We start from the raw sequence: 11,172 nt of genomic DNA on the forward strand, positions 1-11,172 counted from the left end.
GGCGGTCACCGTCGTGTCCGGTTGTCACGAATGGGTGTGACAGTTATCACCATTACTGCGTTGGGTGATCACTCAGCGCTGTTCGAGCGCGGCCCGGTAGACGTCGACCGTCCGAGCCGCCACGTGCACCCAGGAGAACTCGCGCACCGCGCGCTCGCGCCCCGCCTCCCCGAACGCCCGCGCCCGCGCCGGATCGGCCAGCACCTCGTTCACCGCGTCCGCCAGGCCGGTCCGGAACGCCGCCACGTCCGCCTCGTCGTAGTGCACCAGCAACCCGGTCCGGCCGTGCTCCACGACCTCCGGGATGCCGCCCACGTCCGAGGCGACGACGGCGGTCCCGCACGCCATCGCCTCCAGGTTCACGATCCCCAGCGGCTCGTACACCGACGGGCACACGAACACCGCCGAGTGGCTCAGGACCTGCCGCACGTCCGCCGTCGGCAGCATCTCCCGGATCCACACCACCCCCGGCCGGGCCGCCGCGAGCTCCGCCACCGCCAGCCGCGTCTCCTCGGCGATCTCCGGCGTGTCCGGCGCGCCCGCGCACAGCACGACCTGCGCGTCGTGCGAGATCCGGTGCGCCGCCGCGACCAGGTGCCCGACGCCCTTCTGGCGGGTGATCCGGCCGACGAACGCCACGATCGGCCGGCCCGGGTCGATCCCGTGCCGCTCCAGCGCGTCCACCTCGGTCACCGGCCGGTACTGCCCGGTGTCGATCCCGTTGCGCACCACGTGCACCCGCGCCGGGTCCAGCGCCGGGTAGCAGGCCAGCACGTCGGCGCGCATCCCCTCGCTCACCGCGATGACCGCGTCCGCCGCCTCGTACGCCGACCGCTCCGCCCAGGACGAGATCCGGTAGCCGCCGCCGAGCTGCTCGGCCTTCCACGGCCGGCGCGGTTCCAGCGAGTGCGCCGTCACCACGTGCGGCACGCCGTGCAGCAACTTCGCCAGGTGCCCCGCCAGGTTGGCGTACCAGGTGTGCGAGTGCGCGAGGTCGACCCCGCCCAGCGCCGCCGCGATCTCCAGGTCGGCGGACAGCACGCCCAACGCCGGGTTCGCCGCCGCCAGCGCCGGAACCGGTTGGTAGGCAACGGCATCCGGGCGCGGTCCGCCGAACGCGTGCACGTCCACGCCCACCAGTTCGCGCAGTTTCGGCACCAGGGAGCCGACGTGCACCCCGGCACCGCCGTAGACCTCCGGCGGGTACTCCCGTGTCAGCAGTCCAATTCGCACACCGCCCACCGTAACCCCGGGTGGCCGGCCGCCCGGGTGAACAAGACGGGTCGGCGTTCCGCCGGCGTTGGTGGGCCGGTGCCCGCACGGTTAGGGTCGTTGACGTGAAAGGGCAACCGCACGTACTAGGAATTGTCCTCGCCGGTGGCGAAGGCAAACGGTTGTGGCCGTTGACCGCGGACCGGGCGAAGCCCGCGGTGCCCTTCGGCGGTAACTACCGGCTCGTCGACTTCGTGCTGTCCAACCTCGTCAACGCCGGTTTCGTCCGGCTCTGCGTGCTGACCCAGTACAAATCGCACTCCCTCGACCGCCACATCTCGACCACTTGGCGGTTGTCCAACGTCCTCGGGCAGTACGTCACCCCGGTACCCGCCCAGCAGCGCCTCGGCCCGCGCTGGTACACCGGCAGCGCCGACGCGATCTTCCAGAGCCTCAACCTCGTCAACGACGAGAGACCGGACCACGTGGTCATCTTCGGCGCGGACCACGTCTACCGGATGGACCCGGGCATGATGGTCGACCGGCACATCGAGACCGGCGCGGGCGTGACCGTGGCCGGCATCCGGGTGCCGCGTCCCGAGGCCAGGGCGTTCGGCTGCATCGACTCCGACGCGTCCGGCCTGATCACCGGCTTCCTGGAGAAACCGGCGGACCCGCCGCACGTGCCGGACGACCCGGAGGTCACCTTCGCCTCGATGGGCAACTACGTGTTCACCACGGAGGCCCTGATCGAGGCGCTGCGCGCGGACGCCGCCAACCCCGACTCGGACCACGACATGGGCGGCGACATCATCCCCATGCTGGTCGACCAGGGGCGGGCGCACGTCTACGACTTCGCCGACAACGCGGTGCCGGGGGAGACCGACCGCGATCGCGGCTACTGGCGCGACGTGGGGACCATCGACGCCTACTACGAGGCGCACATGGACCTGGTCTCGGTGAACCCGGTGTTCAACCTCTACAACCAGGCCTGGCCGATCCGCACCGCGACCCCGCCGCTACCGCCGGCGAAGTTCATCGCGGGCGGCAGCGCCGAGGACTCGATGGTCGGCCCGGGGTCGATCATCTCCGGCACCATCCACGGCTCGGTCGTCTCCTCCGACGTCGTGGTGGAGAGCGGCTCGGTGGTCCAGGGCTCGGTCCTGCTGCCCGGCGTCCGCATCGGCCGGGGGGCCGTGGTGCGCCGCGCGATCCTGGACAAGAACGTGGTGGTCCCGGACGGCGCGCTGATCGGCGTCGACCACGCCACCGACCGGCAGCGCTACAGCATCTCGGCCGGTGGTGTGACCGTGCTGGGCAAGGGCGTCACGGCGGCCTGAGGCCGCACCCCGACGACCGCGCGAACGAGACGGGGACCCCTCGACCGGGGTCCCCGTCCGCAGCTCGCCGCACTTCCCCGCACCTGATCGGCCGCCGCCCGCCCGCTCGGCCGGCCGACTCCACTCACCTGGCTGACCGCCGAACGAGTGGACCGGCCCGCTCCCACCCGCGCGGTCCGCGCCGCCTCACTCCACCTTCGCGGCGACCAGCAGCCCGTCACCCAGGGGCAGGATGACCGGCGCGAGCCGGTCGTCGTCCCGCACCGACCGCGCCACCTCCCGCATCGCCGAGGTCGCGGGGTCGCGGTGGGAGGCGTCGGCCACCCGCCCCTCCCAGAGCACGTTGTCGAACGCGATCACGCCACCGGTGCGCAGCAGCCGCACGCCTTCTTCCAGGTACTTCGGGTACTCGGTCTTCACCGCGTCCACGAACACCAGGTCGTAGGCGTCGTCGGTGAGCCGGGGCAGCACGTCCAGCGCCTGACCCATGATCAGCCGGGTCCGGGACACCGCGACACCCGCTTCGGCGAACGCCACCCGCGCCGCCCGCTGGTGCTCGGGCTCGGCGTCGATCGAGGTCAGCACGCCCGCCGCCGGCATCCCGCCGAGCAGGTAGAGCGAGCCGACACCCGCGCCCGTGCCCACCTCCACCACGGCCTTGGCCTGCAACGCGGCGGCCAGGAACCGCAGCGCCGCGCCGCCGCCGGCCCCGATCGGCACGCAGCCCAGGTCGGCTCCCCGTGCCCGAGCGGCCGTGATCACGGCGTCCTCGGGCAGGTAGCCCTCCACGTACTCGCGCAGCGGCGCATCCACAGCGAGAGGTTAACGCCGGACGCGGCGGATCGGGTGAATCTCCCGCGCACCGGAATTCTCAGCCAGCTCTCAGCCGACTCTCACCATCGTTATAAGGGAGCCGGTCACGCTGGGTCCCAGCCGGGAACCCGCGGGGAACAGGTTCCGGCGCAGGACCCACGGGGAACACGTGAACCGCAGCGAACGTTGATCCGTGCAGCAGGGCAGCCAGCCCACTGGAGGTGCTTCACCGCCCGATGCCAACCCAGCCGTATACCGCCACAGCTCCCATCGACGACACGGAGTGGATCGTGCCGACGTGGGACCAGGTCGTCCGCGACCACGCCGACCGGGTGTACCGGCTGGCCTACCGCCTGACCGGGAACCAGCACGACGCCGAGGACCTCACCCAGGAAACCTTCATCCGGGTGTTCCGCTCCCTCGCGTCCTACCAGCCCGGCACGTTCGAGGGCTGGTTGCACCGCATCACCACGAACCTGTTCCTGGACATGGTCCGCCGCCGCTCCAAGTTCCGCATGGAGGGGCTGCCCGACGACGCCGACCGCGTCGCCGGCGACGACCCGTCACCCGAACAGGTATACACCGACACCCACCTGGACCCCGACCTCCAGGCCGCGCTCGACGAGTTGCCCCCGGACTTCCGCGCCGCAGTAGTGTTGTGTGATGTCGAAGGTCTGTCGTACGAAGAGATCGGCGCGACCCTCGGCGTGAAGCTGGGTACCGTGAGGAGCAGGATCCACCGGGGCCGCCAGGCCCTGCGCGCCTCATTGGAACGCCGTCGGGGTCTCGTCCGGGAGGACTCTGCATGACCGATCTGCGAGGTTGGGGACTGTCCGAGCAGCACCTGCTGCCCGACGCGGTCGTCGCCTTCGTCGACGGCGAGCTGTCGAGGTCGGCGCACGGCCGTGCGTCCGCGCACCTGGCGCGCTGCCCGTTCTGCGCGGCGGAGGCCTACTCGCAGCAACAGGCGAGGTCGGCCGTCCGCACGGCGGAAACCCCGTGCGCCCCGGCGGGCCTGCTGGCCAAGCTCGGCGCGATCCCGCAGGAAGTCGACCTCCCCAGCGCCCCCGACGGCCTGGCGGTCACCGAGGACGGCCAACTGGTGACCGTGCAGCGCCCCGACCGCGCGGCCTTCGGCACCGGCCCGGTCCTGGGCCAGAGCCGCCCCTTCGGCACCGGCAGCCGCTTCGGCAGCCGAGCCCGCCAGGGAGCGGGCGTGGTCGTCTCGGGCCTCATGCTGGGAGCACTCGCCCTGGTGGTCCCGGGCAGCGAAGACCCGGCCTCCACCCCGGCTCAAGGCAGCACCCCGGCTCCGTACCCGGCGGTAGCGCCCTCCCTGGTCGGCGACGGCGCACGCCTGGGCGACACCTTCCGCCCCGTCGCGAACACCGACGCGGCAGGCCCCAGGGCGGCCAAGGCAGGCAGACCAGCCGCCAACGCCCTCCTCCACCGCTGACACACCCCCAATTCGGCCCCCAGGTCCCGGCCCGGCCCCGCAACACCCCCTCCGGCCCCGTCGAGAGCCGCCCGCGCCCGCCCCACCCCCACCGTGAGCCGCGCACGCGCCCGCCCACCGTGAGCCGCGCACGCGTGCCCCCACCCCCACTGACGACAACTTCACCGATCACCCGGCACGATTGACCCGGCAGCACCGGGCGGCCGGCGACTCAGACCGCCCCGGGAGCCATTCGTGCGACCGGGCCGCCTTCGTGGCCAGGTCGAGCAGTCAGGCAACACCGACGTGCGGGGAGCGATGAGCGAGCCACAGCAGGGCAACGGAACCCCCAGGTCCGGCGTGGACGACGGGGCCCACCGCAGGCTGGCTCCGCGCCCCCTGAACCGTCCCGCCGTGGACCCGGGCCAGACGGCCGTGTTCGGCCGCCCGCCCGGCGTGGGCGGCGCGTTCGGGGACCGCCACAACGGCAACGGCAACGGCACGCCCCCCACCGCCACGCACCTCGCCCCGCCCCCGCCCGAGGCCCTGACCACCGCGTTCGGCCGCCCCCAGGGCACCTCCGAACTCCTCCAGCGCCCGCCCCTCGACCTCAACGGCGAACCCGAGGTCGAGCCGGTGTTCTGGGAGGGCAAGCCGGCGGGCGACTCGTGGCGCGACCCGACCGCCGGTGCCGTGATCGGCCCCCCGGCCGTGACCGAGGAGCCCGCGAAGGCCGCCACGACCACCGCCACGACCCCCGGCCCGCAGCTCAGCGTCCCCGAACTCCTCTTCGGCAGGCGGGTCAAGCCCAGCGGGCTGATCCTGCTGATGGTCGCGGCCCTGCTGGTCGGCGCGGCCGGCGGGGTGGTCGGCTGGCTGGCCGGCAAGGTCGGCAACCCGCTGACCGACGGCGGTGTCACGCTCGCCGAGGTGCTCCCCGGCAAGGAACGCCCCGTGGGCTCGGTGGCCGACATCGCCAAGCGGGTCGCCCCCAGCGTCGTGTCCATCGAGTTCAAGGGCGCGAACGTGGCCGGCGTCGGTTCGGGCGTCGTCATCGAGGGTGGCGGCTACGTCCTCACCAACGACCACGTGGTCGCCCCGGCCGTGCAGGACACGTCCGCGAAGCTCGCCGTCGTCTTCACCGACGGCAAGCGGGCCATCGCCCAGGTCGTGGGCCGCGACCCGAAGACCGACCTGGCCGTGATCAAGGTGCAGGTCGACAACCCCACCGTCCTCCAGTTCGGCAACTCCGACGACCTGGCCGTGGGGGACGCGGTGCTGGCCATCGGCTCGCCGCTGTCGCTGTCGAACACCGTCACCGAGGGCATCGTCAGCGCCCTGCACCGCCCGGTCACGGCGTCGGGCGAGAACGGCGGCCCCCAGGTCACCTACGACGCGATCCAGACCGACGCCGCCATCAACCCGGGCAACTCGGGCGGCGCGCTGGTCGACTCGTCCGGCACGCTGGTCGGCATCAACTCGTCCATCCGCTCGGAGACCGGCGGCTCGGTGGGCCTCGGTTTCGCGATCTCCGGCAACTACGCCCGCAAGGTCTCCCAGGCCCTCATCCGCGACGGCCAGGTGAAGCACGCGGACATGAACCTCAACGCCCGCTCCGTCTCGGCGGAGACGGCGGAGGGCGCGAAGGTCCAGAACGTCCAGGAAGGCGGAGCGGCGGCAACCGCCGGCATCCAGGAGGAGGACGTCATCACCAAGGTCGGTGACCGCATGATCCGCAACGCCGCAGAGCTGACCGTGGCCGTGCGGAACCACGAAATCGGGGAAACGGTGCCGGTCGTGCTGGCCAGGCAGGGGCGGGAGCTCACCGTGGAGGTGACGCTCCGGTCGGACTGACGGCTAGTCTGGCCAAGGGCGGCAGTCGGCGGAGGGGGCAGACGAGTGTTCGACAGCATCGGCTGGGTAGAGGTCCTCATCATCGTGGTCGCGGGCCTCTTCATCCTGGGCCCTGAACGCCTACCCTCAGCCGCCGCGTGGGTGGGCAAGACCGTGCGTCAGGCCCGCGACTACGCGACGGGCGCACGTGATCAACTGAAGCAGGAGATGGGCCCGGAGTTCGAGCAGTTGCGCAAGCCCCTGGAAGACCTCCGGGAACTACGCAACTTCGACCCGAAACGCGCCATCACCAAACACCTGTGGGACGACGTACCGACGAACGGCAACACCACGAAGCCGAACAACTTCCCGGGTCTTCATACGACGACCCCCCAGGGACCGACAGGCGCACGGGAGCGGGAACGCGAACGCCCACTGCAACAAGGCGAACGCCCCCCATACGACCCAGACGCCACCTGAGCACAAAAAGGGCGCGCACCGCGAGGTGCGCGCCCTTTTTGTGCTCAACACAAAGCGCCCGAAGAGTCGTGTCATCCCCGTGTGGCCCGCGCGCAGCGAACCGCGCTTGAGCTGGGAGTGCAAGCACGCTTTTCGCTTGCACTCCCAGCTCAAGGGTGGTTGTCTCAGACCGGGCCACACGGGGATGACACGACGAACCACCGCTTTTCCGTCATCCTTGGCGGCTCGCCCGTCCGGCGAGGACGCTTTCCCTAGTCTCACGCTCACCGCCCACGCTCACCGCTTACGGCTTACGCCATTCCACGCCACGCCACGCCACGCCGGTAAACAACACGCGGTATGAGCGCGCCCGCCTTTCACCGCTAAACGAGCGCGCAGCCCCTCAAAAACCCACTCGGCAGCTCAACGCCCAGCCGGGGACACGTTCAGCAGCCGCCCGGCCAGACCGCGCGAGCGAACCGACAACCTGTCCGCCACCGCGGTGAGCACCTGAGCCGCGATCGAAGTCGGCGACGCCAGCACGATCGGCGTCCCCGAGTCGCCCTGCTCCCGGACCCGGGGGTCCAGCGGCACCTGGCCGAGCAGTGGCACGTCGGCACCCACGGCCTGGGTCAGCGACGCGGCCACGGCCGCGCCACCGCCACTGCCGAACACGTCCATCCGCGACCCGTCCGGCAGTTCCAGCCAGGACATGTTCTCGATGACCCCGGCCACCCGCTGACGCGTCTGCAACGCGATCGACCCGGCCCGCTCGGCCACCTCGGCGGCGGCCTGCTGCGGCGTGGTCACCACCAGGATCTCCGCGTTCGGCACCAACTGCGCCACCGAGATCGCGACGTCGCCGGTGCCCGGCGGCAGGTCCATCAGCAGCACGTCGAGGTCGCCCCAGAACACGTCCGCCAGGAACTGCTGCAACGCCCGGTGCAGCATCGGTCCGCGCCACACCACGGGCGTGTTGCCCGGCGTGAACATCCCGATCGAGATCAGCTTCACGCCGTGCGACTGCGGCGGCATGATCATCTTTTCGACCTGCGTCGGACGCGCGTCCGTACCCAGCATCCGGGGGATCGAGTGCCCGTAGATGTCCGCGTCCACGACGCCGACCGACAGGCCGCGCGCCGCCATCGCCACGGCCAGGTTCACCGTCACGCTCGACTTGCCGACGCCGCCCTTGCCGGACGCGACGCAGTAGACCCGCGTCAGCGAACCCGGCTGGGCGAACGGGATGACCGGCTCCTCCACCCCGCCGCGCAGCGACTTCCGGAGCTCGGTCCGCTGGGCGTCGCTCATCACGTCCAGCACCACCCGGACCGCCGTCACGCCGTCCAACGTCGACACGGCTGCCGTCACATCCGCGGTGATCTTGTCGCGCATCGGGCAGCCGGCGACGGTCAGGTAGACCTCGACGTCGACGACCCCGTCGGTCACCGTCACCGACTTCACCATGCCGAGGTCCGTGATGGGCCGCCGGATTTCGGGGTCCTGGACGGTCGCCAGCACCTTGTGCACGTCGTCAACGGTGGTAAGGGTCTGCGTCACTGGATCGCCTTCGATCGCCTACAGAGGAGAACGCCATGCTACGGCGGCGCGGCGTACCTCCAAGCTACCGGTAGGTCACCTGGAATCCGGGGCCAGCGCGAAGCCGGTCGCGTGCTTTCCGTAACATTGCCGCCTGTGCCGGAAACCGGAAGTGCCCGGTTGCCCACCCGAACCGAGCTCGGTGTGTGGCGATCCTTCCTCCGGGCCCATGCGCGGCTCACTCGGATCATGGAAGCCGAACTGATCGCCGAGCAGCGCCTGTCGCTCGCGGCCTACGACGTCCTCGTGCAGCTCGCCGAGGCTCCGCAGTACCGACTGCGGATGACCGAACTGGCGGATGCCGTCCTGCTGTCGCGCTCCGGCGTGACCCGACTGGTCGACCGGTTGGAGCGCGCCGGTCTCGTGCTCCGGGAACGCGCCGACGGCGACGGCCGCGGCGTGGTCGCGGTGCTGACCCCCCTCGGCCTCGACCGGCTGCGCATCGCGTCGGGCACCCACCTGACCGGTGTGACGCGGCACTTCGCCGAGGTGTTCAGCCTGGCCGAACTGGAGGCGTTCGGCCGGTCCTGCGAGCGGCTGGCCTCCGAAGACCGCTGACCTCCGGCCAGTCGCGCCGGCAGACCGCCCCCAACCCACCCAACCACCAACCGCTCGCACACCCGCACCCGACAAACAATCGAGCCAGAAGACCTCAGGACGGCACGTCGTCCCACCGCGGATCGTCCTTGGCCGCCTTGCGGCGCTGCTCCCGGAACACCCGGTCGAGTTCACTGCGCAGGAAGTCCCGCGTAGCGACCTCCCCGACCGCGATCCGCAGCGCGGCCAGCTCACGCGCCAGGTACTCGGTGTCGGCCTTGGTCTGGGCGGCCCGCGAGCGGTCCTCCTCCAACGACACCCGGTCCCGGTCGTCCTGCCGGTTCTGGGCCAGCAGGATCAACGGCGCGGCGTACGCGGCCTGCGTGGAGAACGCCAGGTTGAGCAGGATGAACGGGTACGGGTCCCACTGGAGCGAGACCGCGACCAGGTTCAGCGTGATCCACACGATCACGAGCAGCGTCTGCCAGAACAGGAACTTGCCGGTGCCGAGGAACCGGGCCAGGCGTTCGGAGAACCGCCCGAACGCCTCCCGGTCGAGCTCGAACCGGAACCGGCCCGGGGTGCGCGGCTGATCCAACCGGCGGCGCGGCAGTTCAGGCATGGGACAGCCCCGTTTCCCGCCAGTTGTCGGGCAGCAGGTGGTCCAGCACGTCGTCCACGGTCACCGCGCCGAGCAGGTGGTCGGACTCGTCGACGACCGGTCCGCACACCAGGTTGTACGCGGCGAAGTACCTGGTCACGTCGCTCAGCGAGGCATCCGCGGACAACGTCGCCAGGTCGGTGTCCAACACCCCCGCCACCAGGTCGGACGGAGGTTCCCGGAGCAACCGCTGGATGTGCACGCACCCCAGGTACCGCCCGGTGGGCGTGGCGGTCGGCGCGCGGCACACGAACACCATGCTGGCCAGCGCGGGCGTCAGGTCCGGGTTGCGCACGTGCGCCAGCGCCTCGGCCACCGTGGAGTCCGGGGCCAGCACCACCGGCTCCGGCGTCATCAGCCCACCCGCGGTGTCGAAGTTGTACTCCAGCAGGCGTTTCACCGGGGCCGACTCCTCCGGCCCCATCAGCTCCAGCAGCCGGTCCTTGTCCCGCTCGGGCAGCTCGGCCAGCAGGTCCGCCGCGTCGTCCGGGTTCATCGCCTCCAGCACGTCCGCGGCGCGCTCCTCGTCCAGGTGCGCCAGCAGGTCCTTCTGGTCGTCGTCGGGCAGCTCCTCGATCACGTCGGCCAGGCGTTCGTCGTCCAGTGCCTCGGCCACCTCGTACCGCCGCTTCACCGGCAGGCTGTGCAGCGCCAGGGCCACGTCCGCCGCGCGCATCGTCTCGAAGATCGCGACGAGGTGCTGCGCGCCCTGCGGCTGCCCGGCGATCTCGGTCACCGACAGCCCGGTCAGCTCCTCCCACCGCAGCACCTGCACGGGGCCGCGTCGCGCGAGCCGCCCGGTGCGCTCGCGCACGGCGACCCGCGTCATCCGCCAGTCCCGGGTCCTGGTCGGCTCCATGGCCGCGTCCACCAGCACCGCATCGGCTCCGGCGTCGGTGCGCACGCGGGCGTCCAGCATTTCGCCCACCACCAGCACCTCGTTGGTGCGCTGGTGGAAGTGCCGCAGGTTGACCGACCCGGTGGCGAGCGTCACGGCGTTCGGCTCGATCGAGGTGACCCGCAGCATCGGCACGAAGATCCGCCGCCGGGTGGCCAGTTCCAGCACCAGACCGAGCACGCGCGGCGGTTGTCGGTCCACGCGCAACCCGATCACCAGGTCACGCACCTTGCCGATGGATTCCCCGTCGGGCCCGAACACGGGCAATCCGGCGAGCTGAGCGGCGAAAACCCGGTTCACGGCGACCACTGGGCCAGGCTAACCAAGGTCAGGTCCGCCCGCCTCACGCCGAACCGAACGACCCTCGTTTCCCGGCACACCCGGC

11 protein-coding genes are annotated in these 11,172 nt (G+C 71.4%); 6 read left to right on the plus strand and 5 right to left on the minus strand.

Annotation, left to right across the window (positions count from 1 at the left end):
* Nucleotides 1-72: 72 nt before the first annotated feature.
* Nucleotides 73-1,233 carry a glycogen synthase gene (gene glgA / locus AB0G01_RS32765; protein ID WP_360953887.1) on the minus strand — a complete coding sequence of 387 codons (1,161 nt, stop codon included), beginning with the start codon at nucleotides 1,231-1,233 and terminating at the stop codon, nucleotides 73-75.
* 104 nt (nucleotides 1,234-1,337) lie between these two features.
* Here glgA and glgC point away from each other — a divergent pair, with 104 nt between their 5' ends.
* Nucleotides 1,338-2,552, plus strand: coding sequence for a glucose-1-phosphate adenylyltransferase (glgC, locus tag AB0G01_RS32770; RefSeq protein ID WP_360953890.1), 1,215 nt, complete (start codon nucleotides 1,338-1,340; stop codon nucleotides 2,550-2,552).
* A 186-nt stretch (nucleotides 2,553-2,738) separates the two neighbouring features.
* Here the strand turns inward: glgC and AB0G01_RS32775 are convergent, their stop codons facing one another.
* Nucleotides 2,739-3,365 carry an O-methyltransferase gene (locus AB0G01_RS32775; RefSeq protein WP_360953893.1) on the minus strand — a complete coding sequence of 209 codons (627 nt, stop codon included), beginning with the start codon at nucleotides 3,363-3,365 and terminating at the stop codon, nucleotides 2,739-2,741.
* Between the two features lie 236 nt (nucleotides 3,366-3,601).
* Between AB0G01_RS32775 and sigE the strand changes: the two genes are divergently transcribed.
* The 4 genes from sigE to tatB all read left to right on the plus strand — a co-directional run bounded on the left by sigE (nucleotide 3,602) and on the right by tatB (nucleotide 7,113).
* Nucleotides 3,602-4,174, plus strand: a complete 573-nt coding sequence (sigE, locus tag AB0G01_RS32780) for an RNA polymerase sigma factor SigE (protein ID WP_015098323.1) — start codon at nucleotides 3,602-3,604, stop codon at nucleotides 4,172-4,174.
* Nucleotides 4,171-4,821 (plus strand): zf-HC2 domain-containing protein, encoded by a 651-nt coding sequence (locus AB0G01_RS32785; RefSeq protein ID WP_360953896.1) that lies wholly within the window; start codon nucleotides 4,171-4,173, stop codon nucleotides 4,819-4,821. Before sigE ends, AB0G01_RS32785 begins: the two co-directional genes overlap by 4 nt.
* 297 nt (nucleotides 4,822-5,118) lie before the next feature.
* Nucleotides 5,119-6,654, plus strand: coding sequence for a trypsin-like peptidase domain-containing protein (locus AB0G01_RS32790; RefSeq protein ID WP_360953899.1), 1,536 nt, complete (start codon nucleotides 5,119-5,121; stop codon nucleotides 6,652-6,654).
* Nucleotides 6,655-6,699: 45 nt separating this feature from the next.
* Nucleotides 6,700-7,113 carry a Sec-independent protein translocase protein TatB gene (gene tatB / locus AB0G01_RS32795; RefSeq protein ID WP_360953902.1) on the plus strand — a complete coding sequence of 138 codons (414 nt, stop codon included), beginning with the start codon at nucleotides 6,700-6,702 and terminating at the stop codon, nucleotides 7,111-7,113.
* A 402-nt stretch (nucleotides 7,114-7,515) separates the two neighbouring features.
* On the opposite strand, the gene AB0G01_RS32800 is transcribed toward tatB, so the two are convergent.
* Nucleotides 7,516-8,667, minus strand: coding sequence for a P-loop NTPase (locus AB0G01_RS32800; RefSeq protein ID WP_360954037.1), 1,152 nt, complete (start codon nucleotides 8,665-8,667; stop codon nucleotides 7,516-7,518).
* Between the two features lie 96 nt (nucleotides 8,668-8,763).
* On the opposite strand from AB0G01_RS32800, the gene AB0G01_RS32805 reads away from it, so the two are divergent.
* Nucleotides 8,764-9,249, plus strand: coding sequence for a MarR family transcriptional regulator (locus tag AB0G01_RS32805; protein WP_360954040.1), 486 nt, complete (start codon nucleotides 8,764-8,766; stop codon nucleotides 9,247-9,249).
* A 94-nt stretch (nucleotides 9,250-9,343) separates the two neighbouring features.
* Here AB0G01_RS32805 and AB0G01_RS32810 read toward each other — a convergent pair whose 3' ends face one another.
* Both AB0G01_RS32810 and AB0G01_RS32815 read right to left on the minus strand, forming a co-directional pair.
* A complete protein-coding gene (locus AB0G01_RS32810; RefSeq protein WP_360953905.1) occupies nucleotides 9,344-9,850 on the minus strand; it encodes a DUF1003 domain-containing protein in 507 nt (168 codons plus the stop codon).
* Nucleotides 9,843-11,096, minus strand: coding sequence for a CBS domain-containing protein (locus AB0G01_RS32815; RefSeq protein WP_360953908.1), 1,254 nt, complete (start codon nucleotides 11,094-11,096; stop codon nucleotides 9,843-9,845). Before AB0G01_RS32815 ends, AB0G01_RS32810 begins: the two co-directional genes overlap by 8 nt.
* Nucleotides 11,097-11,172 lie beyond the last annotated feature (76 nt).

Origin of the sequence: Actinosynnema sp. NPDC023587, from assembly GCF_040640215.1 — a bacterium.
Taxonomy (GTDB): domain Bacteria; phylum Actinomycetota; class Actinomycetes; order Mycobacteriales; family Pseudonocardiaceae; genus Actinosynnema.